A 25,010-nucleotide genomic window follows, 5' to 3' on the forward strand; every position below is an offset into this window, starting at 1 on the left:
CACCTCAATCAAACGCACCGTTCAGAACTTCGTAGATGATACCGGTCGCAATGGCCACCAATATCAAGTCGGTTCCCGCTTGCTGCCATTCGTAACCGTCGTAGCGAGGCAACTGCCCCAGCAAGCGGCCGTCCAGCTTCTTGGCAATACCAGGCGGCAGGGGCTTGCCGCGTGCCAGGTTTTTCTGAATGCCAGGCGGTAAGGCTGGCCCTGGGCGCCAATAATCGCGGTGACCGCCCAGCACGTTCAGTACAAGACCGCGATCAACGCTGAAGTCATTTCTGGATTGGCCGCCCTTGTCTTTGGCCTTACCCGGCCCGCCCTGGGCATTACCTTTGTTATTACCGTGACCTTTGCCGTTGTCCTGCCCACCATAGGCGTCACCCTTGTTATTGCCTTGGCCTTTGCCATTACCTGGATCTGCAAGGGCAAGGCCACTGGTGACGGACAGTGCAAGCGACAACGCAGCCGATACAAGTTTCGTACGCTTTAACATGGCGACTTTCCGAGGCAAGGGTGTGCTGGAACTGTAGTTGAAATTGCAACACAGCGTACAGCTGTCAGCTGATCTGGCCACCGGCAAGGACGACATCCGCCTGGGTTTGCCAGGCTGCCAGCGCCGCAACCCGCAGCCCTTCCACGGTTGTCGATAGCACCATCGACGGCTCGCTCGATCCGGGCAAGCCGGGAACGTGAATAAACCCACTGCGCACCCCAGTCCCCACCAAGGCGTGCTGCAAACGATAAAACACCTGGTTGCACACAAACGTCCCCGCCGTCTGCGATACCGAGGCCGCAATACCCGCCTCACGCACCGCCTTGACCATGCCCTTGATCGGCAACGTCGAGAAGTACGCCGCCGGGCCGCCCTCCACCACTGAGGTATCAATTGGCTGAGCGCCCAGATTGTCGGGAATACGCGCATCGTTAACGTTGATCGCAACGCGCTCGATGGAAATATCACTGCGCCCAGGCCCCAGGCCTGTGGCGATGACCATTGCCGGCTGCAGTTCGTTGATCAACTGCAGCAAGGTCTCGGCCGCGGTGGCAAATGCGCAGGGCAAGCAACGCGCAACTATCTGCACCCCCTCGCACAACTGCACACCGTCCAACTGGCGCACGGCCTCCCAAGAAGGGTTTACCGCCGCCTTATCAAAGGGCTCGAAGCCCGTCAGCAATACGTTTTGCACAATCACCTCACATCAACAGGTAAAGCAGCACGATATTGACCACCAGCATCATCAGCGCCGTGGGTATCTGGGCCTTGATCACCGCATTTTTGTCCGGCAGTTCCAGTAGCGCCGCCGGTACGATATTGAAGTTGGCCGCCATGGGCGTCATCAACGTACCGCAATAGCCCGAGAACATACCAATGGCCGCCATCACCGCAGGGTTGCCACCGTAAATCCCCACCAGCACCGGCACGCCGACGCCACCGGTCATCACCGGAAAGGCCGCAAAACCATTGCCCATGATCACGGTAAACAAGGCCATGCCCAGCACATAGACCATCACCGCCACCAACTTGTAGTCCAGGTTGATGTAGGTGGTGGTGACATGAGCGACCGCCGTGCCCACCCCGGCCTCATTGAACAACAGCCCGAGCATCGCCAGCATTTGCGGAAGCACCATGGCCCAGCCCAGGGCTTCGGTCAGGCGACGGGATTCGCGTAACGCTTGTACCGGCGTATCCCGGGTCAGCCAGCAGGCCAGGCCAAGGGCAATCAGGCAACCGATGCCCAGGGAGACGAAGGTGGTGTTCTTCGGGTCCAGCAGCGGTACACCACCGATTTCGGTGTGTTTGAGCAACACTGAGCCAATCACCGTGGTCAGCGGAATCGCCAACGCCGGGATGAACAATTTGTGGCCCAGGCGCCCGGCACTGGCGCGAGACGCCTTGTCGTGCAATTGGGCATGGCGGCCACGACCAACGCCGCCCAAGCCCGCAATCAATGCCATCACCACCACACCCACTCCGATGACCACCGAGGGCAGGCGCTCGCCTATAAGGAACGGTACGGCGAACAACAACCAGAACAGTGCACTGGACCAGCGCTTGGGGTGGGAACGGTCGAGCAGGATCATGCCGGCGGTGATCAGCAACAGCACGCCCGCCAGCCAGTACAGGTATTGAATGGAAATAATCATTGAGCAGCCTCCACTGGAGCGGTGGCCGAGCTCATTTCGCGGGTCAAGCGCCGGTCGAAACGATGCAACCGGATAGCGTGAATGATGAAGGCGCAGATCGCCGTCGGGATGCCCCACACCGCAATGTGCAGCGGCTCCACATCAATCCCCGAGCCAAGCAGGAAGGTGTGCATCAACGCAATCGCACCAAAGGCCACGAAGATGTCCTCACCAAAGAACAACCCGACGTTGTCGGTGGCAGCGCACATGGCCAGTACCTTGTGGCGTAGCTTGTCAGGCAGCTTGCCATAACGTTTTTCTGCGGCGCCCTCGGCCATCGGCGCCAGCAGCGGCCGCACCATCTGCGGATGCCCACCCAGGCTCGTCAACCCCATGGCCGCCGTGGACTCACGCACAAACAGATAGATGATCAACAAACGCCCGACCGTGGCGCGTTCGAAGCGTGCAATCCAGTTCTGCGCATGCAGGCGCAGGCCATGGCGTTCCAGCAGGCCAATCACCGCCAGCGGCAATAACAGAATCAGTTGCAAGGCACGGGTCTGAAGGAAGCCATCGCCCATGGTGGCGAGAATTTTTTCCAGCGGGAACTGGGCGGCAAGCCCGGTGGCGATGGCGGCCGCGGTGACCACCAACAGCGGATTGAAGCGCAATACAAAGCCGACCACGATGACAAGTACGCCGATCAACGGCCATAAGTTCACAACAGTTTGCATGGCGAAGAGGTCCTTTAGTGCGCGCTGCGGCGCCATTACAGCAGGATGTGGGCAAAGGGCTCACAGCATGAAAATGGCGTGCAATCGGCTCGGTTTTTTATTGTTGACCTGGAAGGTCGAGCGTCAGTGGCGGCAACTTTGCTGCCTGGGGACGGGGGTGTCCAACAAGAAAAATTGTTGCTGCAAACCAATAATTTTTGTGGGGGGATGGCATCGGGGGTACGGCACCATGGAGAGATTCAGCGCAGTTTTTTTGGAAAAGACGTGAGGATGAACTCGCTATGGCGTCGGCAGGGAAAATTCCTGATCTGCACCTATACTCCACGGTGCAGCTGTGTGTACTTGCAGTTCATGCACGGCGTCACGCCGACAATGGGGGTTCCCGCTATGTATGCCGGACAAATGAGTAATATGGCGACCACGCTTGGCGAAATACGCTGCCAGCTGTTCGCCCAGGTAATTTGCCTGCTGGCGGTGGCGACGCTTTTCGCCTGATTGGACATACAAGCCCTGAAAGGACGCCGCCCGGCCTCTTGACTTTCCTTTGCCCAAATTTCAGGCAACAAAAAAGGGCCCACCTTTCGGTGAGCCCTTCTAGACCGCCCAGCAGAGCGGATTTTGTTTGGTAGGCGCGATTGGACTCGAACCAACGACCCCCACCATGTCAAGGTGGTGCTCTAACCAACTGAGCTACGTGCCTGCTGTGAGGCGGCATTCTACGGAATTCCGGAGGGGTGTCAACATCTTTTTTGCAGCTAACCCTATGAATATGCGAATTTTTTATTTGCGCCGGGTACACCCGTGATTTTCGGGTGGCTGGCAGGCAATTTTCAACTCAGGTAGGATCGGCGCACTCGTAAAAAATATAAAACAGAGGTTCCAGGATGGCGAACACCCCCTACCCCCAGTCGTATTACGCCGCTTCTGCGAATGCAGTTCCGCCCCGTCCTGAGTTGCAAGGTGAGGTCGAGACCGATGTGTGCGTGATCGGGGCCGGCTATACCGGGCTTTCCAGTGCGCTGTTTCTGCTGGAGAACGGCTTTCGCGTTACGGTGCTGGAAGCCGCCAAGGTCGGTTTTGGTGCCTCGGGTCGCAACGGTGGGCAGATCGTCAATAGTTACAGCCGCGATATCGACGTGATCGAGCGCAGCGTCGGGCCTCAGCAGGCGCAGTTGTTGGGGCAGATGGCGTTTGAAGGCGGCAGAATCATCCGTGAGCGCGTGGCCAAGTACCAGATCCAGTGCGACTTGAAGGACGGTGGCGTGTTCGCCGCCCTCAACAGCAAGCACATGGGCCACTTGGAATCGCAGAAGCGTCTGTGGGAGCGCTACGGCCATACGCAACTGGAGTTGCTGGACGAGCGACGCATCCGCGAAGTGGTGGCCTGTGACAACTATGTGGGCGGCTTGCTGGACATGAGCGGCGGCCATATCCACCCGCTCAACCTGGCGCTCGGTGAAGCCGCGGCTGTGGAATCCCTGGGCGGCACGATCTATGAGCAATCGGCAGCGGTGCGCATCGAGCGCGGCGCTAATCCGGTGGTGCATACCGCCGAAGGCAAGGTCAGGGCCAAATTCATTATCGTCGCGGGGAACGCTTACCTGGGCAATCTGGTGCCGGAGCTGGCGGCCAAGTCGATGCCGTGTGGCACCCAAGTGATCACCACGGCGCCACTGGGCGATGAAGTAGCCAAGACTTTATTGCCACAAGATTACTGTGTCGAGGACTGCAACTACCTGCTCGACTACTACCGCCTCACCAGCGACAAGCGCCTGATCTTCGGCGGCGGCGTGGTGTATGGTGCACGAGACCCGGCGAATATCGAAGCGATCATCCGGCCGAAAATGCTCAAGGCATTTCCGCAACTGAAGAACGTGAAGATCGACTACGCCTGGACTGGCAATTTCCTGCTGACCCTGTCGCGTTTGCCGCAGGTCGGTCGCCTGGGTGACAACATCTATTACTCCCAGGGCTGTAGCGGCCATGGCGTGACGTACACGCACCTGGCAGGCAAAGTACTGGCAGAGGCCTTGCGGGGTCAGGCAGAGCGTTTTGATGCGTTTGCGGGTTTGCCGCATTACCCGTTCCCGGGTGGGCAAATGTTGCGCACGCCGTTTGCGGCGCTGGGGGCTTGGTACTACGGGTTGCGGGATAAATTCGGGATGTAAACACAGGCAGACTGTAGCGAGGGAGCTTGCTCCCGCTGGGCTGCGAAGCGGCCCCAAAAGCCTGGGAGCGCTACGCACTCCAGCGGGAGCAAGCTCCCTCGCCACATTTACATCAAGCCTTCAAGCAAAGATGCGCTCAGAGCCGGTCGCGAGCAATCCCGCTGCGAATCCGCACGATATCCGCCAATACCGCCAACGCAATTTCCGACGGCGTCCTGCTCCCCAGGTTAAGCCCGATGGGCGCGTGTATCCGCGCCAGTTCAGGCTCCCCCAACCCACCGATGCGGCGCAGTCGCTCAAAGCGCTTCTGCGAGGTCTGCAACGACCCCATCACGCCAATGTAGAACGCGTCGGTACGCACCGCTTCCATCATCGCCAGATCGTCGATACGCGGGTCATGCGTCAGCGCAACCACCGCCGTATCACGGTGACAGCCGCCATCGGCAATAAACACCGACGGCAACTGGCGACGAATCTCCACGCCATTGAGCACCACGCCTTCGAGCACTTCATCGCGTGGGTCGCAGAGAATCACTTCGAACCCGAGGCCGACTGCAAACTCGGCACACGCCTGCGCCACGCTGGAGTACCCGGCCAGCAATAGACGCTGAGCCGCACCGACGCGGAGGCGCACCCGCTCACTGTCACGCTCGATGCGCGCGCCCTGCTCACAATCAGCGACCAGGCGGCGCGCCCCGCTGGCCAGGTCGACCTGGCGAATCAAGCGCCGCTGCCCGAGCAGCGCCGACTCCACTTCACGCAGGTGCGCCTGCACCTCGCAGTCAGGCTCGAACTTCTCAACCAATACTTCGAGAATGCCGCCGCAGGGCAGGCTGACCCGCGAGCGCGGATCGTCCCCTGCGCCGTAGCGCACCACGTTGACCGCATCGAGAAACGCACCGTCAGCGACGCGTTCGAGAAAGTCTTCCTCGACGCAACCACCCGACAACGACCCAATCCACTGCCCTGCGGCGTTCACTGCCAGCAACGAACCCGGCGCACGCGGCGCCGAGCCGTAGGTGGCCAGTACCGTACAGAGCCAGATGCGTTGCCCGGCCACCGACCACTCCAGCGCCCGTCGTATCACCTGCAGGTCCAGATGCTGCATGTCAGTGCGCCTTGTGCTCGATGGACGGCGCCTCAGCCTGCAACTTCTGCACATCGCTCACCGCCAGCTCCGCCGATTGCCCGCCCCAGCCTTGGCGCAGGTAATTGATCAGATCGGTGAGTTGCGCCGGGCTGAGTTTTCCAGCGAAGCCCGGCATCGGTTGCATGTGCTCGAACCCGGAGAACTTCTGCTCACCGATCCCGTCCTCGATCACCCGCACCAGGTTGCGCGGGTCTTCCAGACGCAGCGTGGTGTTGCCGCGCATCGCCACCGCGATGTGCGGCTTGCCTTCACCCCCCGCGGCATGGCAACCGGCACAGACGTTCAGGTATTCCTGGCGGCCGCGCTGAGCGCTCGGGCCGAGCTTGTCCACCGGCACTTCGACCAACGCCTTGGCTGCCGGCGGTTTATCGCCGAGCAGGAAGGTCGCCATCGCGGCCAGGTCCGCATCGCTCAGGCCCTGGGTGCTGTTGTGGAACACCGGGAACATCTCGTTGAACATCGTCCCTTGTGCGCTCATGCCGTGCTTGAGGAACGTGGCCAGGTCCTGCTCATTCCAGCCGCGTGCGGCCAGGTCCGTGGCGAGCAGGCTGGGCGCCAGATAGCCATTGAGGATGCCGCCGGTCAGGCGTTTGTCCAGCTCCATCGCACCGGGCAGGCCACGTGGCGTGTGGCATTCGCCGCAGTGGCCGAGCACTTCGACCATGTACTGGCCGCGCTTCCAGGCTTCGCTCTTGCCTTCGGCCGGTTCCAGTTTCAGCGCTTTGCCGTACAACACGTTCCAGCCCATCAAGCCCAGGCGCACGTTGAAGGGAAAGCTCAGGCTCGTGACCGGCGCTGCGCGCTTGATCGGCTCGATGGTTTTGAGGTACGCATGAATGGCGTCCGAGTCTTCACGCGGCATCAGGTGGTACGAGGTGTAGGGCATCGCCGGATACAAGTACGCACCGTCGCGACGCTTGCCTTCGGTCAACGCAGCGAAGAACTCGTCATCGCTGTACAAGCCGATGCCGTGTTCTTTGCTTGGCGTGATATTGGTGCCATAGATGGTGCCAAACGGCGAGACAATCGGCAGGCCGCCGGCAAACGGCGCACCGCCCGGTGCAGTGTGGCAGGCCATGCAGTCAGCGGCGCGGGCGAGGTATTCGCCGCGCTTGGCTTGATCATCAGCGTGGGCAAACAATACCGGCGCGGCCAGGCCGACCGCCAAGGCCAGGCGGGTCAGAAAAAGCTTCATGCTTAACCCTCCTTGACCAGGCCGAGATCGGTCAGCACGTTGCGGGTGGCGTTGTAATAACGCACGTACCCGGTACAACGGCAGACGTGATGACCGAGGCTGTCCTCGATGATTTGTTCCAGCTTGCTGTACACGGTCGGCTGGCGTTGCAGTTTCTCCACTAACACGGTCGCCGCATTGACGAAGCCCGGCGCGCAATAGCTGCACTGAAAGGCGAACTCATCCACGAAGCGCTGCTGGATCGGGTTGAGCTCAGTGACCTGGCCCGACTCATCGCGCTTGGCGTGGCCTTCGATAGTGCGCACTTGCTTGCCTTCAAAGTAATGCGCGCCGGTGATGCAGGTGCGCACTTCTTCGCTGGTGCCGTCCGGGTTGTCGACGATCACCACACAGGCGTGGCAAATGCCTTGGCCGCAGCCCAGCCGCGAGCCCGTGAGGTTTTTGTATTCGTGCAGGTAGTCGATCATCGGCAGGTCATCAGGGATGTCCACCGGGCCGACGGGTTGACCATTGAGGGTCAGTTGAAGCGGACGGTTAGCCATTGAGGGCCTCCTTGATGCGTGCAGCCGTGATTGGCAGGTCGCGAACACGTTTACCGATGGCGTGTGCCACCGCATTACCAATGGCCCCGACAATCGGGATCATCACCACTTCAGCGATACCTTTGGACGGGTCGCTTGGCGACAGCGCCGGCAGAATCTCCGAGGTCTGTTTCCATACGGCAACGTGACGCGCCATCGGCAGACGGTAGCGGTTGAAGTTCCAGTCGCCCTCCCCCGGCCCGCCTTCGTACAACGGCATTTCCTCCATCAACGCGTGACCGATACCCATGGCCACTCCACCTTCGAGCTGGCCTTTGACCAACTCTTCAACCAGCACACGCCCGCACTCGACCCATGAATGGTGATTGAGCACTTCGACCTGCGCCGAACCCTTGTTGACCTTCAACTCGACCAACGTGGCGACGGGGCTGTAGTACGTCACCGCAGCGTTATTCAACTGGGTGGCGGGATAGCTGACGTTCTGGCGATCGAGCAGGTGGAAACCGGCAGTGCTCATCAGCGCCTGCTTGGCTTTCGGTGCGCCATCGCCGTATTTCACCGCCAGACCGTCGAGCGGCAGGCGCTCGCGCACACCGTCGATGCTGTACTCAGCCTCGGCCCAGCTCCAGCGGTTGAACCCGTGGACCGTGGCAGCGGTGACCAGGCCGCGCTCATGAGCGCGCTTGGCCAGTTCTTCAAAGCTCAATGGCTGCATGCCGTTGGCAGTGAGCTTGCCGTCCACCCAATGTGCGTCTTCGCGGCGCACCACATAGGGGTTGGCCTGGCCGCCGAACGGGCCCTGGCGCCAGATCTCCAGCGCCGCTGGCCACAGGCCGTGGTTGAACAGCACACGCGCCGCTTCACGGGTGGCGTGGCTGAAGTAGTACGCCGAGTTGGTCGCGGACGACGCCGACGCGAGCTTGCCCACCCAACGCGGGTTGCGCAGCAGGTTGTCCTGCTCGGCCTGGCTCATGGTGTAGGGGTTGCCGCCGGTGACCAACTGCATTTCCTGCCATTGTGTTTCGCCGGTCTTCACTTCGTGGGCCGGGCTGCCAAGGAAGTCGGCGACCACCAGCGATTGCGAAGTGGACATGCCGGTGCCGATTTCGATCCCGATGTGGCGCAGGCTGATGCGGCCGTCAGCGCTGAATTCAACACTGGCCATCGGCGCTTCGGAACCGGTGCCGAAGTCTTTCTGGCAGATGGCAAAACCGACGCCATACCAGTTATCCGGGTCTGCGGCTTCACGCTGTTGCTTGATCGCGTCGCGGTTTTTCCATACGTCGTGCGCAGCGGCCTTGTCGAGAATTTCGTGCAGCCGCAACGCACCGGCAGGGATCGCGCCCTGGGTGTTCTTCATGCCCGAACGCAGTGCGTTCTTGCGTCGCAATTCAATGGCATCCACACCCAGGCGACCGGCGATTTCGTCGACCATCATTTCGGTCGCCGCCATGCTTTGCAGGGTGCCGTAGCCCCGCATCGAACCGGCTTCAACGCCACGGGAGTGGTACGCAGTGACTTGCAGGTCGTTCTGCGGCATGTAGTAGATCGACTGCGCCGCCGTGGCGCCGACCGCAGCCACCGACGGGCTGTAGTTGATCCGGCCACCGCCGTCGACGCTCATGTCGGCGAGGAAGATTTTGAAGCTGTGGTCGTTCTTGTCGACCGCCAACTGATAGCGCATATCGAACGAGTGACGCTTGATGCCGCTCTGGAATTGCTCGTAACGATCATTGGCCAGACGCACCGGTACACCGGCGCCATACAACGCAGCGAGGGCGGCGTAGTAGACGAAAATGTTGTGGTCTTTGGAACCGTAACCCACGGTATAACCCGGATGCATGTTCAGGTGGGCCAGGCCGAAGCGCGACGGCGAGATCATCTTGGCGGTCTCGGTCGCCACTTCCAATGGGCACTGGGTGGCCACCACAAAGTGTAGGGTCTTGGTCGCCGGATCGTACCAACCGTTGCCGTTGTCCGGCTCCATGGCGGCCGGTTCGATCGATGGGGTTTTGTAGCGCTCGTCAAACACCAGCCAGTTGTCCGGTGGCGTGTTGATCTGGCTTTTCATGCGCTCGGCGTAGAACAGCCCGCGCTCGGTCAGGTTGCCGTGCAGGTTTGGCTGGGAATTCCACACCGGGCGACGGTTTTTCAGCATCGGGAACAGGATCGAATCCTTGAGGCTGGCGAATTCGTCTTCGTCGGCCGAGGTCGGGCCACCCACGCGCACGTAGCGGAAGCTACCGTAGGGGTCACCTTCGTAATACGGCACTTTGGCACCGTAACGAATCGCCTTGTCATTGAACTTGAGCTTGTTCTTGGCCTGACGGAAACGCTCGAAGTCGTTCCAGATCAGGATCGCCACCGGGTGACCGATGAACATCGGCACTTTGCCCTCGGGCAACAACGGATCCGGCGCATGTTCTTCCGGGAAGACGATACCGTCTTTGTCCAGGTCGGCAGCGGTGACAATGCGGTCCGGCTGCAACTCGGCGCCAAGCCACGACAGGTCGTAGCCCGCGTAGATGTGGTCGGCCTTGATGGTTTTGAGCAACATGGCGTGACCTTGCTGCTGGGGCCAGCCAGGCATGTCCTTGGAACGGATGTCGCGGGCAAACACCTTGCTGCCGCAGACTTTCGACAAGGCATCGTTACGCTGGCGCGCCTTGCCGTTATGGCCGAGCCACTTTTCAGACGGCACGGTCACGCTGTTTTCCATCAAGGCAGCCAGCGCCTGGGTGCTGAGCGGCGTGAGCGTGACACTCACACCCGCCACCAGCCCGCCCTGAAGGAACGAGCGCCGGGTTATTTCACGGTTGGACATGGATCATCCTCTGAGCGGTTATAAATCCGCCCTTATGGTTAAGTACACCGAATCTGGAGACTTGCAGAAGCCTTTCTCGACGAATCAAAAGGCCATGATGACAGTGCAAAGTTGACCGAAGGGTTAACTTTAAAGGTTTCTGCGCCTGCGGCAAATAACCACATTGAAATTTTTTGACACAAGAACGCAAAAACGGCCGACAGAATCGAAATGATCTGTCGGCCGTTTGCCGATAATGAGCGCTGGTGGTAGCGAAGAAGATGAGGTTTTTTCCAAACCCCAGACACAAAAAACCCCGGTCTTTCGACCAGGGTCTTTGCTATCGGATCAAGGTGAGCCAGTGGCTTTCCTTGTGCTTCAAGGCGTTCAGTGGGCCTTGAGGCAGATATGGCGCAGCGGACGGGACTCGAACCCGCGACCCCCGGCGTGACAGGCCGGTATTCTAACCGACTGAACTACCGCTGCGTATCGCTTGGCTGATTGAGCATGAACCCTCAACCACCTTTAAACATCTGATCGATCAGCCTTGGCTGTTCAATCTCAAGCCCGACAGATCGAACCTGGAAAATATGGCGCAGCGGACGGGACTCGAACCCGCGACCCCCGGCGTGACAGGCCGGTATTCTAACCGACTGAACTACCGCTGCGCGTCGGTGCAACCTTTAACGTTGCGTCTTGCCCTAGGGGCAAAACTCTCAAGAAGTGGTGGGTGATGACGGGATCGAACCGCCGACCCTCTGCTTGTAAGGCAGATGCTCTCCCAGCTGAGCTAATCACCCTTTGCTTCGTTGAGGCCGCGAAATTTACGCAGGTAGCGGACCTAAGTCAATAGCCTGCTTGAAGTTTTTCTGAAAAAGACAAAATAACTTCAAGGCGGCTACCCGCCCTACTCGCTGTAAATCATCTTCTTGCTCATGCCGCCGTCCACCACGAACTCTTGCCCGGTGACGAACCCGGCCTGGCGTGACAGCAACCAGGCCACCATCGCCGCCACGTCCTCCACCGTCCCCACCCTGCCCGCCGGATGCTGGGCATGATCGGCGTCGGTGAGCGGCTCTGCACGCCGCGCAGCCGGGTCACGTGCGTCGATCCAGCCAGGGCTGACCGCATTGACCCGCACTTCGGGACCCAGGCTCATGGCCAACGCGTGGGTCAGGGCCAACAGCCCACCTTTGCTGGCCGCATAGGCTTCGGTGTCCGGCTCGGATTGACGCGCCCGGGTCGAGGCCAGGTTGACGATAGCGCCGCCGTGGGCACGCAGGTAAGGCGCGCAGTGCTTGGCCAACAGCATCGGCCCGCTGAGGTTGACCGCCAGCACCCGATTCCAATACGTCAGATCGAGGCTTTCCAGGGTGATATTGCGCGGGTCGGCCACCGCCGCATTGCACACCAACGCATCCAGGCGCCCGAACTGCCCCAGCACCTCGGCGACACCCTGGGCCACTTGCTTCTCGTCGGCCACGTCCATGGTGATAAACCAGGCATTGTCGCCCAGCACCTTGGACACCTTGGCACCGCGCTCGCGGTCCAGGTCGGTCAGTACCACCTGCCAACCTTCACTGATCAGCCACGCGGCAATCCCGAGGCCAATGCCCCGCGCCGCGCCCGTCACCAGCGCCACGCGCCCGTTACTGGCCGCCGCAGCCTCCATGGACCACTCGATCACAAGGCCGCCAGCCCGCGGGCCAGGTCTGCCTGCAAGTCAGCAACATCTTCCAGGCCCACCGCGATGCGGATCAGGCTGTCACGAATGCCGGCCGCTTCACGCTCCTGCGGCGCCAGGCGCCCGTGGGAGGTGGTGCTCGGGTGGGTGATGGTGGTCTTGCTGTCACCCAGGTTGGCGGTAATGGAGATCAAGCGTGTCGCGTCGATGAAGCGCCAGGCGCCGTCTTTGCCGCCCTTCACTTCAAAACTCACCACCGCCCCGAAACCACGCTGCTGGCGCTGGGCCAAGGCGTGTTGCGGGTGGCTCTTGAGGCCGGCGTAATGCACTTTCTCGATACCGTCCTGCTGCTCCAGCCACTCGGCCAGGGCCTGGGCGTTGGCGCAATGGGCTTTCATGCGCAGGCTGAGGGTTTCCAGGCCTTTGAGGAAGATCCAGGCGTTGAACGGGCTGAGGGTCGGGCCGGCGGTGCGCAGGAAGCCCACCACTTCCTTCATCTGCTCGCTGCGACCGGCCACCACGCCGCCCATGCAACGGCCCTGGCCGTCGATGAACTTGGTTGCCGAGTGCACCACGATGTCCGCACCCAGCTTCAGCGGTTGCTGCAAGGCCGGGGTGCAGAAGCAGTTGTCCACCACCAGCATGGCACCCTTGGCATGCGCGACTTCGGACAGCGCGGCGATGTCCACCAGCTCAGCGAGCGGGTTGGACGGCGATTCGACGAACAACAGCTTGGTATTGGCCTTGATGGCCGCCTCCCAACCGGACAGGTCCGCCAGGGGCACGTAATCGACTTCAATACCGAAACGCTTGAAGTACTTCTCGAACAGGCTGATGGTCGAGCCGAACACGCTGCGCGATACCAGCACATGGTCGCCGGCGCTGCACAGGCTCATCACCACCGCCAGGATGGCCGCCATGCCGGTGGCAGTCGCCACGGCCTGCTCGGCACCTTCCAGGGCCGCGATGCGCTCTTCAAACGCACGCACGGTCGGGTTGGTGTAGCGCGAATACACGTTGCCCGGCACTTCGCCAGCAAACCGCGCAGCGGCGTCGGCGGCAGTACGGAACACGTAGCTGGAGGTGAAGAACATCGGGTCGCCGTGCTCACCTTCCGGGGTACGGTGCTGGCCGGCGCGCACAGCCAGGGTATCGAAAGCTACGCCATCGAGGTCGCTGTCCAACCGACCGGCATCCCATTCCTGACTCATGCTGCGACTCCTTATTCAATTCTTTGTTTAAGATACAAAACCGGCCCCTCAGGGCCGGTGTTTACTCAGTTGTTATACAGGTCGATGATCGCGCTGACCGCCTGGGTCTTGATCTTCGACGAGTCGTTGCGCGCTTGCTCGATCTTGTTCAGGTAGGCCTCGTCGACATCGCCGGTGACGTACTTGCCGTCGAACACGGCGCAGTCGAACTGCTCGATCTTGATCTTGCCACCGCCAACCGCTTCGATCAGGTCCGGCAGGTCCTGGTAGATCAGCCAGTCGGCGCCGATCAGGTCGGCCACGTCCTGAGTCGAACGGTTATGCGCGATCAGCTCATGGGCGCTCGGCATGTCGATACCGTACACGTTCGGGTAACGCACCGCGGGCGCCGCAGAGCAGAAGTACACGTTCTTCGCCCCGGCTTCGCGGGCCATCTGGATGATCTGCTTGCAGGTGGTGCCGCGTACGATGGAGTCATCTACCAGCATCACGTTCTTGCCGCGGAACTCAAGCTCGATGGCGTTGAGCTTCTGGCGTACCGACTTCTTGCGCGCAGCCTGGCCGGGCATGATGAAAGTACGACCGATGTAGCGGTTCTTCACGAAGCCTTCGCGGAATTTGACGCCCAGATGGTTGGCCAGCTCCAGCGCGGCGGTGCGGCTGGTGTCCGGAATCGGGATGACCACATCGATATCGTGCTCGGGACGCTCGCGCAGGATCTTCTCGGCCAGCTTCTCGCCCATACGCAGGCGCGCCTTGTAGACCGAGACACCGTCGATGATCGAGTCCGGACGCGCCAGGTAGACGTGTTCGAAGATGCACGGGGTGAGTTTCGGCGCTACGGCGCACTGGCGGGTGTGCAGCTTGCCGTCTTCGGTGATGTAGACAGCCTCGCCCGGCGCCAGGTCGCGGATCAGGGTGAAGCCCAGCACGTCCAGGGACACGCTTTCGGAAGCGATCATGTACTCGACGCCTTCGTCGGTGTGACGCTGGCCGAACACGATCGGGCGAATGCCGTGCGGGTCGCGGAAACCGACGATGCCGTAACCGGTGATCATCGCCACCACGGCATAACCACCGACGCAACGGTTGTGCACGTCGATCACGGCGGCGAACACGTCTTCTTCGGTCGGCTGCAGCTTGCCGCGCTGGGCCAGCTCGTGGGCGAACACGTTGAGCAACACTTCCGAATCGGAGCTGGTGTTGACGTGGCGCAGGTCAGATTCGTAGATCTCCTTGGCCAGTTGTTCAACGTTGGTCAGGTTACCGTTGTGCGCCAAGGTGATGCCGTAAGGCGAGTTGACGTAGAACGGTTGAGCTTCGGCCGAGGTCGAGCTACCGGCAGTCGGGTATCGCACGTGGCCAATGCCCATGTGCCCGACGAGGCGCTGCATGTGACGCTGATGGAACACGTCACGCACCAGGCCATTGTCCTTGCGCAGGAATAACCGGCCGTCGTGGCTGGTCACAATACCGGCAGCGTCCTGGCCGCGGTGCTGGAGGACGGTTAGCGCGTCATACAGCGCCTGATTGACGTTCGACTTACCGACGATACCGACGATGCCACACATGCGACGCAACCCCTACTTAATGAATCTTGACTGAACACAGCTTACTGAGGCGTTTTGGCCGGTAAGAGGTGTTCCTTGAACGGAAGATCAGCGGGTACGCTGATTCCGCTGGCCAGCCACTGACTGCTCCACCCCAGAATGAGGTTCTTGGACCAGTCTGCAACCAATAGAAATTTTGGCACGAGTACCGACTCCTGCCACCACGAATCCTGCTGTACCGGCCCCAGGCTCAACAGCCCGACCGCCACGACCACCAGCAGCGCGCCACGCGCAGCCCCGAAGGCCATGCCGAGAAATCGATCGGTCCCTTCGATGCCGGTGACACGTATCAACTCGCCAATAAGATAATTGACCATTGCCCCCACCAACAGCGTGGCGATGAACATGATGGCGCAGCCCGCGATGACGCGAGCCGAAGGTGTCTCTATGTACCCGGCCAGGTAGACCGACAGTGAACCACCGAACATCCAGGCTACGACTCCTGCAATGATCCAGGTCAGCAACGACAGTGCTTCTTTTACGAAGCCGCGGCTCAGACTGATCAAAGCGGAGATGGCGACGATTGCAACGATCGCCCAATCAACCCAGGTAAATGGCACAGTGCAGCCTACGTACGGATAAGGCGGCGCATTTTAGCAGAGCGCCGGGCTATCGGTAAGCGGTGATTGCGGCTGCTTTGCAAATCAATAGATTGGGCGGTGTGAACGCCATTTCAAGCCCACCATAAATCAATGTGGGAGCTGGCTTGCCTGCGATGAGGGCGGCACATTCGACATCGTTGTCGATTGAACCACCGCCATCGCAGGCAAGCCAGCTCCCACATTTAGAGCCCTTTCAAGGTCTTTTCGTCTTGGCAGCCTTGATTATCCGGTCCGTTGAAACATGCGCATTCACCGCGGTGCCTTTAACCCATGTTTTGGGCTTGGGTACCTTGGGGCCACGGGGGCTTTTCGCAACTTGTTTAGGTTGGATATTTCTGGCAAGCGCCAATAAGTGCTGAGCCAGTTTTTCCAACGGAATGACAGGAAAATGTTCCGAGGGCAGCGCAATCTGCATTCCCTCATATCCACTCCTGACCTGAACCGCTAAATGGTAAATCGAGGCTTCCCATCCTTCAGGCTGGGTATCCCGATGAGCTTGTTCAACACTGCGTTTGAGAACAGCCAGGACGTTGTAAGCCAATACCGCCGTTGCAAACCCCAGTAAGGCAGCCTTTGGGCTGCCAAGGGTTTCGATCTCACTTTCCAGGATCGCTTCCAGTCGCTGGAACATACCTTCAATGCTCCAGCGGCGGCGATACAGTTCGGCGATCTGTTGCGCACTGACGCTCTCAGGCAGGTTGCTCCAGAACATCAAGCTGCTGTCGCCGGAGTCCGTTGGCGAATGAAGCGTCAGTTCGACACGCCGACATTGGTAACCGCCTTTGACCTGGATGATCTGCTCACGCACAGTGCCAGTTTCCACAGGTACTGGCTCTTGCCACTCACCCTCTTGAATCAAGCGTGGATGCTTGGCTTGCTGACGAATGACAAAGCAAGTTTGGACTTGCTCACAAGCCTCCATAACCGGGAGCGTGCAATAAAGCCGGTCAGCCAGCCACACTTGGCCTGGCTCGGCATTGGCCAATAAAGGCAGCACACAAACGCGCTCGCTTGCGTAGGCATCCTCACACGCCTGAAGGTCGACGACCTGATCCAGATCGGGATCGTATGCAACAACCGAAAAACCGGGACGAGCGGCGCCGCGCTCGTTGCGTAAAGCTCCCAGACGTTTTTCAGTGGATGCCAGGTGATTACCGTCCACTACCCGAACCTGCCAACCCGGCAGCATCGCCGTGCAGCCCAGCTCCCGGATGGTTGGAGCCAGGCGCTGTGCACAGCCCGTAATCAGGGCGCGCAACAGAGCAGGCTCGGTACGACTGATCTTGTCGTAGAGAGCCGCCAGGCTGACCGGAAGGTCCTCCAGTTGTCGCGCGGCGGCGTGCAGAGATGGCCTCAAGCCCAATGAAACAAGGGACATTAGCTTGATGATGGTCGAGAACAATAGCTCACGAGAATACTGCCGTTGCCGGTGTTCTTCGAAAACCTGATCAATCCACTCGGGGGCAATAGCCTGCTGCAGCGCCAGTTTGGCCATGACACTGGCAGGTGCTTTTTTTCGAAACGCGCTAGAACTTCCGCCCACATCGTTTAGGTACCCCCTGAATGAATTTCAGGGGATTTTACAGAAGACCTTGAAAGGGCTGACATTTAGAGCCTATTGTCCGTTCAGCCGCGCTCGGGCTGGAAACGCACCACAAACCCGTTGAGGTTCTGCTGACGACCCAGCAAATCGCGCAGGCGATCTGCCTCGGCACGCTCGATCAGCGGCCCCACGAACACACGGTTCTTGCCATCGGCACTGCGGATATAGGCGTTATATCCCTGGGCACGCAGCTTTTTCTGCAAGGCATCGGCGCTTTCGCGATTGGCCAGGCTGGCGAGCTGGATCGACCAACTGATCGGCAAGCCATTAGGGTCGATGCGGCTCTGACCCACATCCGGCTTACCCGGTGCAGCAGGCTGCGGCGCCACAGGCTTGGGCGCTGGCGCCGGTGCAGCCGGTTTGGCGGCGACAGCCGGGGCTGGCGTCGGCTTGACCACCGGCACACTTGGCTGCACCGGCATCGAAGGGGCCTGCGAAGGTGCCTGCTGGGTGACGACCTCCTCCTCGACGGGCACAGGTTCTTCCGGCAACACCTGAGGCTCAGGCACAACTACCGGTTCGACTTGAACCTGGGGCACCACCGGCGCCTGGGGCGCAGCGGGAGCTTCAACCACCACCTGGCGCTGTTCGTCCTGGCGGGAAAACAGCATCGGCAGAAAGATTACCGCCAACGCCACCAGCACCAGGGCCCCGACCATTCGCTGCTTGTATGCGCTATCCAGTAATGCCATGTGCAGCTTCCTCCGTGGAGCGCCGGGCCAGCCATTCGAGCGCCTCGGCAACACAATAAAATGATCCGAACAACAGGATTTCGTCTTCGGCCGCAGCCAGCGCACACTGCGCCTCAAGGGCGGCAGTGATGCTTGCATACGACGTCACGGGCGCGCCAAGGTTCTGCAAGGCAGTTTCCAGCTCAACCGCAGGACGGCTGCGCGGCGTATCCAGCGGCGCAACGGCCCAAGACTGTACGCTGCCAAACAACGGCGCTATTACGCCATCAAGATCCTTGTCGGCCAGCAACCCGAACACCGCCAGGCGGCGGCCGGCCGGTGGTGTGCGCGCCAGGCGCTGAGCCAGATAGTGAGCCGCATGGGGGTTATGCCCGACATCCAGCAACAGGTTCAGGCGCTTGCCTTGCCAGTCCAGCACCCGGCGATCCAGGCGCCCCACCACCTTCGTCGCTCGCAGGGTTGCGCCGATCTGCTTGGCATCCCACGGCAGATCCAGCAGCAAATAGGCTTGCAGCGCGAGTGCGGCGTTTTCCATCGGCAGGTTCAGCAACGGCAAATCGAGCAGCTCTACCACCTTGCCACGGGCATCACGCCCACGCCATTGCCAGTGGGTCGCACCGATGTCGAGATTGAATTCACGACCGCGCAGGTAGAACGGGCAATCCAGCTCGCGCACCTTGTCCAGCAAAGGTTGCGGCGGATCCAGGTCGCCACAGAGCGCGGGCCTGCTCTGGCGGAAGATCCCGGCCTTTTCATAGGCCACAGACTCGCGGGTATTGCCTAGATAGTCGGCGTGATCAACACCGATGCTGGTGACCAGCGCCAGGTCGGCATCCACCACGTTGACCGTATCCAGACGCCCGCCGAGGCCGACCTCCAGCACGACCACATCCAGTTGCGAACGCTCGAACAGCCAGAACGCCGCCAGTGTGCCCATCTCGAAATAGGTCAGGGAGATGTCGCCGCGCCCGGCTTCCAGGGCTGCGAAGGCTTCGCACAGCTGGGCATCAGTGGCTTCTACGCCATTGAGCTGCACCCGCTCGTTGTAGCGCAGCAGGTGCGGCGAGCTGTACACGCCGACTTTGAGGCCCTGGGCCTGCAACAGCGCGGCCACAAAAGCACAGGTGGAGCCTTTGCCGTTGGTGCCGGTCACCGTGATCACACGCGGTGCCGGCTGGCCCAACCCGAGGCGGGCCGCTACCTGTTGCGAGCGCTCCAGGCCCATGTCGATGGCGGACGGATGCAACTGCTCAAGGTAGGCGAGCCATTCGCCCAGGGTACGTTGGGTCATAGGTTTGCTGGCACCGGCGGCACAACGATCGGCTCGACTTTAGGTGCGACGTACACAGGCGTCGGCAGGCCCATCATTTGCGCCAGCAGGCTGCCCAGGCGCGGGCGCAACTCGCCACGCGGGATGATCAGGTCGATCGCACCGTGCTCCAGCAGGAACTCGCTGCGCTGGAAGCCTTCCGGCAGTTTCTCCCGCACGGTCTGCTCGATCACGCGTGGGCCGGCAAAGCCGATCAGGGCTTTAGGCTCGCCAACGATCACATCGCCCAACATCGCCAGGCTGGCGGAGACGCCGCCGTAGACCGGGTCGGTCAATACGGAGATGAACGGAATGCCTTCTTCACGCAGACGCGCCAGAACCGCCGAGGTCTTGGCCATTTGCATCAGGGAAATCAGGGCTTCCTGCATACGCGCACCACCGGAGGCGGCGAAGCAGATCATCGGGCAACGGTTTTCCAGGGCATAGTTGGCAGCGCGAACAAAGCGCTCACCGACGATGGCACCCATGGAACCGCCCATGAAGGAGAATTCGAAGGCCGAAACCACCACCGGCATGCCCAGCAGCTTGCCGCTGACCGAAATCAGCGCGTCTTTCTCGCCAGTCTGCTTCTGTGCGCCGACCAGGCGGTCCTTGTACTTCTTGCTGTCGCGGAACTTGAGACGGTCAACCGGCTCCAGGTCGGCACCCAGCTCATTACGGCCGTCGGCATCCAGGAAGATGTCGATACGAGCGCGTGCGCCAATACGCATGTGGTGGTTGCACTTGGGGCAAACGTCCAGGGTCTTTTCCAGCTCCGGGCGATACAGCACCGCGTCGCAGGATGGGCATTTGTGCCACAGACCTTCAGGAACCGAGCTTTTCTTCACCTCGGAACGCATGATCGAAGGGATCAGTTTGTCTACTAACCAGTTGCTCATGCTTTCTTTTCTCCAGTACCGGTGGCTTGAACACAGCCCCGCGTATGCCCTTGAGCTAAATTCATATGTGGCGATGACACAGGCGGGACGGGGTCAGACGTTGGACCTGCCATTTCCCGCCCGTATCCTCAGCCTTCCAGACAACCTGCCAGCGCAGGGTTGCCACTTCGTTTCCGGGCCACCCACAGGCGGCGCCGGGCTGTTTTACACAGTGGTAGTTATGGACGGCGGCAGACTGCCAGCCGTCACATCCCACCCCTGCTGTTGCGCACGGCCTGCATGAACGCGCGAATCTTGCTCGGGTCCTTGATCCCCTTGCCCTGCTCCACCCCACCGCTGACGTCGACGGCATACGGCCGAACCTGTTCGATGGCCGCCTGGACGTTCTCTGAGGTGAGCCCACCCGCGAGAATAACCGGCTTGCTCAACCCCTCGGGAATCAGCGACCAGTCGAACGCCTCGCCCGTACCACCGGGTACGCCTTCGACGTAGGTGTCCAGCAGAATCCCGCGAGCGCCGGCATACGCGGCGCAGGCTGCGGCAATATCGTCCCCGGCCTTGACCCGCAACGCCTTGATGTACGGGCGCTGATAGCTTTCGCATTCCTCTGGCGTTTCGTCGCCGTGGAACTGCAACATATCCAGCGGCACCGCATCCAGGGTTTCGTTGAGCTCGCAGCGGCTGGCGTTGACAAACAACCCCACGGTGGTCACGAAGGGCGGCAACGCAGCGATAATCGCCCGCGCCTGCAGCACATTCACCGCCCGTGGGCTCTTGGCATAAAACACCAGGCCAATGGCATCCGCCCCCGCTTCGACTGCCGCCAGCGCGTCTTCTATGCGGGTAATCCCGCAAATCTTGCTGCGAACGGCTGACATGTCGTAGGAACCTCAGGGTTGGTCCGAGAAAGTCCCGGATGGTAACAAAAGCTTTTCCGGGCGTCAGCCGCCAAGTTCGCTGAAACCGGTGAGGAAGTGCGGCCCGATAAAGCGTTCCGGCAGTTCGAACTCGTCGCGGTACTCCACATCCACCAGATACAGGCCGAACGGATGCGCCGTGACCCCGCCCGTGCGGCGGATGCGGCTTTCCAGCACTTCCTTGGCCCACTCCACCGGGCGTTCACCGGTGCCGATGGTCATCAGCACCCCAGCGATATTGCGCACCATATGATGCAGAAAGGCCCCGGCACGGATATCCAGCACGATCATCTTGCCGTGGCGCGTCACCCGCAGGTGGTGGACTTCCTTGATCGGCGACTTGGCCTGGCACTGCCCGGCACGGAAGGCGCTGAAGTCATGCACCCCCACCAGATGCTGCGCGGCTTCGGCCATACGCTCGGCATCCAGCGGGCGGTGGTTCCAGGTGATTTCTTCATTGAGGTGCGCCGGGCGGATCTGATCGTTGTAGATCACGTAGCGGTAACGCCGGGCGATGGCCTTGAAACGGGCGTGAAAATGCGCCGGCATGACCTTGGCCCAGCTGACACTGACATCATGGGGCAAATTGATATTGGCCCCCATCACCCACGCCTTCATCGACCGCTCGGCCTGGGTGTCGAAGTGCACCACTTGGCCACACGCGTGTACGCCAGCGTCGGTACGCCCGGCACACATCAGCGACACCGGCGAGTTGGCGACTTTGGACAGGGCGTTTTCCAGGGTTTCCTGCACCGTCAGCACCCCGGAGGCCTGACGCTGCCAGCCGCGATAGCGCGAGCCTTTGTATTCCACGCCCAGGGCGATGCGGTAAAAGCCTGCGGCCGCCATTTCGGCAGCCGCGTTATCTATATTTGCCAAGAACTGAGAGCCTGATGAGTTGCGCAAAGGCGGGCATTATAGGGCGTCAGGGTGCATAAGAGGGGGCTTTTAATCTGGGGCTTTTGTGGCGAGGGAGCTTGCTCCCGTTCGACAGCGCAGCTGGAGCCCGCTTTTCAGGGGCGCTACGCACCCCAGCGGGAGCAAGCTCCCTCGCCACAACAAGCCCGCTCCCACATTTTTCTGCGTCGGCCGTTAGATTCTGCCGAGCATTTCCTCGGCTTCGCTACGCTGACCCTCGTCGCCTTCGGTCAACACTTCGGACAGGATATCTCGCGCGCCGTCCGCATCGCCCATGTCGATGTAGGCCTGGGCCAAGTCGAGCTTGGTGGCCACTTCATCAGTGCCAGAGAGGAAATCGAACTCTGGCTCATCCTCAGCACCCAGCGCGGCATCTTCAGCCGTGAAGGAAGGCTCGATCGGCGGATGCTCCAGACTCTGTGACAAACGATCCAGTTCAGCGTTGACGTCGTCCAGCTCCGAAGCAAAAGCATCGGGCTTGGCTGCCGGGGCGCTCGGCTCGTCCGCCAGCGACAGGTCAAAGTCTTCTGGCAGGTCGAATTCGTCCAGCGCGGCCGGCGTCAGGGTCGGCGGCTCAACCGGCGGGACATCCTTGATCTGCCCTTCAAGGCCCGACAGGAAGTCGTCATCGGATTGCGACGTCGGCGGGTCCAGTTGCAGGTCCAGATCGAAGTCCGACAGGTCCGGCGCATCGGCCTTGGGCTCAGTCTGTTGTTTGAGCAGCGCTTCAAAGGTTTGCTGGTCTTGCGCGATCTCGGCCGGCGAGGCAGCTTCCAGGTCATCCAGACTCAGGTCGAAATCGGTGTCGAAGGTGTCTGCCTGCGGGGCCGGGGTCGGCTTGTCATCGAGCAGGTCCTTGACGTACTGCGCATCCAGGGCCGCGGCAGCCACTGCGGCACTGACACCCGCCGCCAACACGGCCATGGCCGGGAAACGCGCCTTGAGCTGCTCGACCTGGGCATGGTTCTCACCGTTGGCCACCAACTGGCGTTCCTGGGTGACGAACCCGTCTTTGTTGTTCTGCAGCCCATAGACTTCCATCAGCTTCAAACGCAGGTCGCTGCGCTTGGGCTCGCGCTTGATGGCTTGTTCAAGCACATCCGCCGCCTGGTTCAGATGGCCACGGTCGATATGGGATTGGGCCTGGGCCAGGGCGTCACTGGCGTTTTCCTGAGCCACGGCAACCGCCAACGGCGCCAGCACGGAGGCGACCGTCGGTGCCACTACCGTCTCAACCACCGGCGCCGGCGCGGGCGCAGATGCTGGCGGCGTTGCGGTGGCGAGCTTGACGCTCGGCGGCGGCACTTCAAGGCCCTCGAAGCTGTCAGGCGGCAGGTCTTGATCGATATTGGAAACGAACTCAGGCTCTTCGGCCAACGCCCGTGCCATACGCAGATGTTTCTCTTCTTCGCGGCGAGCATTGCGATGGCGTGCCCACAGCAGCAGAAGCAGCAACACCACCAGCAGGGCCGCACCGCCAAGGATGCCGAGCACAATCGGGTTGGTCAGCAGGTCGTTGAACTTGCCTTCGGTGCTGGCCGGCGCAGCAGCCGGCTTGGCCGGTTCAGGCACTGGCGCTGGTGTTGCAACGGGGGCCGCCGGCTCAGCTGCCGGTTCACCCGGCAACTGCGCGGGCATCGCGGCTGTCTGTGGCTCGCCCGTTTGCGCTTGCAAACGAGCCAATTGGTCATTCTTCAGCTGGATCAGCTTCTGCAGCTTGTCCAACTGGCTTTGCAAGTCGGCGGCACGGCTTTTCAGTTCTTCGTTGTCGCGCCGCGTGGTGTCGAGCTCTTCCTGGGTCATTGCCAGCTTGTCGCTCAGGGCGCGGCTGTCACCGACGGTGCCCTTCGCGCCTTTCTTGGCAGCTTCGGCCGACACCAGGCTCAGGTTATCCTTGGCCTGGGTACTCGACGGCGCATTGCCGGCCTGGGTGCGTTTGGTCGCGTCCAACTGCGGCTTGCCGGCCACTTGGCTCTGAGGGCCACGGCGGCCCTGGCGCCAGGCGGCGTTCTGCGCGCTCACTTCGGCAATCGCTTGCGGCTGCGCCAGCGCTGTACTTTGCGTGGTATCTGGCAGGCGCAGGACCTGGCCGGTTTTCAGGCGGTTGATATTGCCGTCGACAAAGGCATCCGGGTTAAGCGCCTGGATGGCCAGCATCGTTTGCTGGACCGAGGCGCCATTGCGGTTCTTTGCGGCAATTTCCCACAAGGTATCGCGGGACGTGGTGGTGTGCTGGGCAGGCGTGCTGGCGGCTGGCGCGGTACTGGCCGGCGCGCTCGCCGTCGGCGCTGGCTGATCGAACTTGGCCGGGTCGAGCAGTACGCTGTAGTCACGCATCAAACGGCCATTGGGCCATTGCACCTGCATGAGGAAGCGCACATAGGAATCGGGCAGAGGCTTGCTGGAGGTCACGCGCACCACGCTGCGACCTTCGGGGTTGATCACCGGCGTGAACGTCAGGTCATCGAGAAACGCCTGGCGGTCGACACCCGCATCCACGAAGGCCTGGGCCGACGCCAGGCTAGGGGTGATCTCGGACGCCGTAAGGCCGCCCACATCGCGCAATTCGATTTCCACCGACAGCGGCTGGTTCAACTTCGACTTGAGGGTCATCTCCCCAAGTTGCAGCGCCTGCGCCATACCGGAGGACAGCGCCGAGGCGGCCGCTATTGCTAACACCAGTTTGCGAACTTGAACCATAGCCTCATCCTTTGTTTGAACACTTCCCGCCCTGCGAGAAGGTTGGTAACCGCTGCCATTAGGCATGGCGAGCCGATAGGTCACCGACGCGCTTGTGTTTCACGTGGGACCAAGCATAGCGCCTGGTTAGAATCAATCTACAAATT

Annotated in this window: 21 protein-coding genes and 4 tRNA genes; 2 read left to right on the plus strand and 23 right to left on the minus strand. The window is 61.1% G+C overall.

Features of this window, described 5'->3' with window-relative positions:
• Positions 1–4: 4 nt before the first annotated feature.
• The 4 genes from MHH62_RS14390 to MHH62_RS14405 form a co-directional block, all read right to left on the minus strand.
• Positions 5–496 carry an anti-virulence regulator CigR family protein gene (locus MHH62_RS14390; protein WP_014719140.1) on the minus strand — a complete coding sequence of 164 codons (492 nt, stop codon included), beginning with the start codon at positions 494–496 and terminating at the stop codon, positions 5–7.
• Positions 497–560: 64 nt separating this feature from the next.
• Positions 561–1,190 carry a pyroglutamyl-peptidase I gene (gene pcp, locus MHH62_RS14395; protein ID WP_072433801.1) on the minus strand — a complete coding sequence of 210 codons (630 nt, stop codon included), beginning with the start codon at positions 1,188–1,190 and terminating at the stop codon, positions 561–563.
• Between the two features lie 7 nt (positions 1,191–1,197).
• Positions 1,198–2,148, minus strand: coding sequence for a DUF979 domain-containing protein (locus tag MHH62_RS14400; RefSeq protein ID WP_014719142.1), 951 nt, complete (start codon positions 2,146–2,148; stop codon positions 1,198–1,200).
• A complete protein-coding gene (locus tag MHH62_RS14405) occupies positions 2,145–2,861 on the minus strand; it encodes a DUF969 domain-containing protein (protein ID WP_014719143.1) in 717 nt (238 codons plus the stop codon). Before MHH62_RS14405 ends, MHH62_RS14400 begins: the two co-directional genes overlap by 4 nt.
• Positions 2,862–3,197: 336 nt before the next feature.
• Here MHH62_RS14405 and MHH62_RS14410 point away from each other — a divergent pair, with 336 nt between their 5' ends.
• Positions 3,198–3,356 (plus strand): hypothetical protein, encoded by a 159-nt coding sequence (locus tag MHH62_RS14410; RefSeq protein WP_339231183.1) that lies wholly within the window; start codon positions 3,198–3,200, stop codon positions 3,354–3,356.
• Positions 3,357–3,484: 128 nt separating this feature from the next.
• Here the strand turns inward: MHH62_RS14410 and MHH62_RS14415 are convergent.
• A tRNA-Val gene (locus MHH62_RS14415) sits at positions 3,485–3,561 on the minus strand.
• A gap of 184 nt (positions 3,562–3,745) precedes the next feature.
• Between MHH62_RS14415 and MHH62_RS14420 the strand changes: the two genes are divergently transcribed.
• A complete protein-coding gene (locus tag MHH62_RS14420; RefSeq protein ID WP_032903795.1) occupies positions 3,746–5,029 on the plus strand; it encodes an FAD-binding oxidoreductase in 1,284 nt (427 codons plus the stop codon).
• Between the two features lie 136 nt (positions 5,030–5,165).
• Here the strand turns inward: MHH62_RS14420 and MHH62_RS14425 are convergent, their stop codons facing one another.
• The 18 genes from MHH62_RS14425 to MHH62_RS14510 form a co-directional block, all read right to left on the minus strand.
• A complete protein-coding gene (locus MHH62_RS14425) occupies positions 5,166–6,137 on the minus strand; it encodes an XdhC family protein (RefSeq protein ID WP_014719145.1) in 972 nt (323 codons plus the stop codon).
• Between the two features lies 1 nt (position 6,138).
• Positions 6,139–7,374: a cytochrome c gene (locus tag MHH62_RS14430; RefSeq protein ID WP_020300944.1), complete on the minus strand. Its 1,236-nt coding sequence runs from the start codon at positions 7,372–7,374 to the stop codon at positions 6,139–6,141.
• A gap of 2 nt (positions 7,375–7,376) precedes the next feature.
• Positions 7,377–7,916: a (2Fe-2S)-binding protein gene (locus MHH62_RS14435; protein WP_014719147.1), complete on the minus strand. Its 540-nt coding sequence runs from the start codon at positions 7,914–7,916 to the stop codon at positions 7,377–7,379.
• Positions 7,909–10,740 (minus strand): xanthine dehydrogenase family protein molybdopterin-binding subunit, encoded by a 2,832-nt coding sequence (locus MHH62_RS14440; RefSeq protein ID WP_032903799.1) that lies wholly within the window; start codon positions 10,738–10,740, stop codon positions 7,909–7,911. The genes MHH62_RS14435 and MHH62_RS14440 overlap by 8 nt, the downstream gene beginning before the upstream one ends.
• Before the next feature lie 388 nt (positions 10,741–11,128).
• Positions 11,129–11,205 (minus strand) — tRNA-Asp (locus MHH62_RS14445).
• 105 nt (positions 11,206–11,310) lie between these two features.
• Positions 11,311–11,387: transfer RNA gene (locus MHH62_RS14450), tRNA-Asp, on the minus strand.
• Positions 11,388–11,443: 56 nt separating this feature from the next.
• Positions 11,444–11,519 (minus strand) — tRNA-Val (locus MHH62_RS14455).
• Positions 11,520–11,626: 107 nt separating this feature from the next.
• Complete coding sequence (locus tag MHH62_RS14460) at positions 11,627–12,391, minus strand: SDR family oxidoreductase (RefSeq protein WP_014719149.1); 765 nt, start codon at positions 12,389–12,391, stop codon at positions 11,627–11,629.
• A gap of 11 nt (positions 12,392–12,402) precedes the next feature.
• Positions 12,403–13,614 (minus strand): O-succinylhomoserine sulfhydrylase, encoded by a 1,212-nt coding sequence (locus tag MHH62_RS14465; RefSeq protein ID WP_014719150.1) that lies wholly within the window; start codon positions 13,612–13,614, stop codon positions 12,403–12,405.
• 65 nt (positions 13,615–13,679) lie between these two features.
• Complete coding sequence (gene purF / locus MHH62_RS14470; protein WP_003192537.1) at positions 13,680–15,185, minus strand: amidophosphoribosyltransferase; 1,506 nt, start codon at positions 15,183–15,185, stop codon at positions 13,680–13,682.
• A 41-nt stretch (positions 15,186–15,226) separates the two neighbouring features.
• On the minus strand, positions 15,227–15,784 hold the full coding sequence (locus tag MHH62_RS14475; protein ID WP_014719151.1) for a CvpA family protein: 558 nt from the start codon (positions 15,782–15,784) through the stop codon (positions 15,227–15,229).
• Between the two features lie 235 nt (positions 15,785–16,019).
• Positions 16,020–17,321 (minus strand): IS4 family transposase, encoded by a 1,302-nt coding sequence (locus tag MHH62_RS14480; RefSeq protein WP_080643517.1) that lies wholly within the window; start codon positions 17,319–17,321, stop codon positions 16,020–16,022.
• A gap of 131 nt (positions 17,322–17,452) precedes the next feature.
• A complete protein-coding gene (locus MHH62_RS14485; RefSeq protein ID WP_014719152.1) occupies positions 17,453–18,121 on the minus strand; it encodes an SPOR domain-containing protein in 669 nt (222 codons plus the stop codon).
• Positions 18,105–19,412: a bifunctional tetrahydrofolate synthase/dihydrofolate synthase gene (gene folC, locus MHH62_RS14490; RefSeq protein WP_032903800.1), complete on the minus strand. Its 1,308-nt coding sequence runs from the start codon at positions 19,410–19,412 to the stop codon at positions 18,105–18,107. The genes MHH62_RS14485 and folC overlap by 17 nt, the downstream gene beginning before the upstream one ends.
• Positions 19,409–20,329, minus strand: coding sequence for an acetyl-CoA carboxylase, carboxyltransferase subunit beta (gene accD / locus MHH62_RS14495; protein WP_014719154.1), 921 nt, complete (start codon positions 20,327–20,329; stop codon positions 19,409–19,411). Before accD ends, folC begins: the two co-directional genes overlap by 4 nt.
• 245 nt (positions 20,330–20,574) lie before the next feature.
• Positions 20,575–21,207 carry a phosphoribosylanthranilate isomerase gene (locus MHH62_RS14500; RefSeq protein ID WP_032903801.1) on the minus strand — a complete coding sequence of 211 codons (633 nt, stop codon included), beginning with the start codon at positions 21,205–21,207 and terminating at the stop codon, positions 20,575–20,577.
• A 63-nt stretch (positions 21,208–21,270) separates the two neighbouring features.
• Positions 21,271–22,095 carry a tRNA pseudouridine(38-40) synthase TruA gene (gene truA / locus MHH62_RS14505; RefSeq protein WP_003192549.1) on the minus strand — a complete coding sequence of 275 codons (825 nt, stop codon included), beginning with the start codon at positions 22,093–22,095 and terminating at the stop codon, positions 21,271–21,273.
• Between the two features lie 243 nt (positions 22,096–22,338).
• The gene (locus tag MHH62_RS14510) at positions 22,339–24,864 is read right to left on the minus strand and encodes a FimV/HubP family polar landmark protein (RefSeq protein WP_339231190.1); all 2,526 of its coding nucleotides are present in this window, start codon (positions 24,862–24,864) and stop codon (positions 22,339–22,341) included.
• Positions 24,865–25,010: the final 146 nt, after the last annotated feature.

The sequence above is a fragment of the Pseudomonas sp. FSL L8-0168 genome, assembly GCF_037976155.1.
Lineage (GTDB): Bacteria > Pseudomonadota > Gammaproteobacteria > Pseudomonadales > Pseudomonadaceae > Aquipseudomonas > Aquipseudomonas paracarnis.

Coding starts and splice junctions, on each gene's coding strand:
- MHH62_RS14430 (WP_020300944.1), bottom strand. CDS start 7,374: ATGAAGCTTTTTCTGACCCGCCTGGCCTTGGCGGTCGGCCTGGCCGCG.
- MHH62_RS14400 (WP_014719142.1), bottom strand. CDS start 2,148: ATGATTATTTCCATTCAATACCTGTACTGGCTGGCGGGCGTGCTGTTG.
- purF (WP_003192537.1), bottom strand. CDS start 15,185: ATGTGTGGCATCGTCGGTATCGTCGGTAAGTCGAACGTCAATCAGGCG.
- MHH62_RS14405 (WP_014719143.1), bottom strand. CDS start 2,861: ATGCAAACTGTTGTGAACTTATGGCCGTTGATCGGCGTACTTGTCATC.
- MHH62_RS14510 (WP_339231190.1), bottom strand. CDS start 24,864: ATGGTTCAAGTTCGCAAACTGGTGTTAGCAATAGCGGCCGCCTCGGCG.
- MHH62_RS14440 (WP_032903799.1), bottom strand. CDS start 10,740: ATGTCCAACCGTGAAATAACCCGGCGCTCGTTCCTTCAGGGCGGGCTG.
- MHH62_RS14420 (WP_032903795.1), top strand. CDS start 3,746: ATGGCGAACACCCCCTACCCCCAGTCGTATTACGCCGCTTCTGCGAAT.
- truA (WP_003192549.1), bottom strand. CDS start 22,095: ATGGCGGCCGCAGGCTTTTACCGCATCGCCCTGGGCGTGGAATACAAA.
- folC (WP_032903800.1), bottom strand. CDS start 19,412: ATGACCCAACGTACCCTGGGCGAATGGCTCGCCTACCTTGAGCAGTTG.
- MHH62_RS14425 (WP_014719145.1), bottom strand. CDS start 6,137: ATGCAGCATCTGGACCTGCAGGTGATACGACGGGCGCTGGAGTGGTCG.
- MHH62_RS14435 (WP_014719147.1), bottom strand. CDS start 7,916: ATGGCTAACCGTCCGCTTCAACTGACCCTCAATGGTCAACCCGTCGGC.
- MHH62_RS14460 (WP_014719149.1), bottom strand. CDS start 12,391: ATGGAGGCTGCGGCGGCCAGTAACGGGCGCGTGGCGCTGGTGACGGGC.
- MHH62_RS14390 (WP_014719140.1), bottom strand. CDS start 496: ATGTTAAAGCGTACGAAACTTGTATCGGCTGCGTTGTCGCTTGCACTG.
- accD (WP_014719154.1), bottom strand. CDS start 20,329: ATGAGCAACTGGTTAGTAGACAAACTGATCCCTTCGATCATGCGTTCC.
- MHH62_RS14480 (WP_080643517.1), bottom strand. CDS start 17,321: ATGGCCAAACTGGCGCTGCAGCAGGCTATTGCCCCCGAGTGGATTGAT.
- MHH62_RS14485 (WP_014719152.1), bottom strand. CDS start 18,121: ATGGCATTACTGGATAGCGCATACAAGCAGCGAATGGTCGGGGCCCTG.
- MHH62_RS14500 (WP_032903801.1), bottom strand. CDS start 21,207: ATGTCAGCCGTTCGCAGCAAGATTTGCGGGATTACCCGCATAGAAGAC.
- MHH62_RS14465 (WP_014719150.1), bottom strand. CDS start 13,614: ATGAGTCAGGAATGGGATGCCGGTCGGTTGGACAGCGACCTCGATGGC.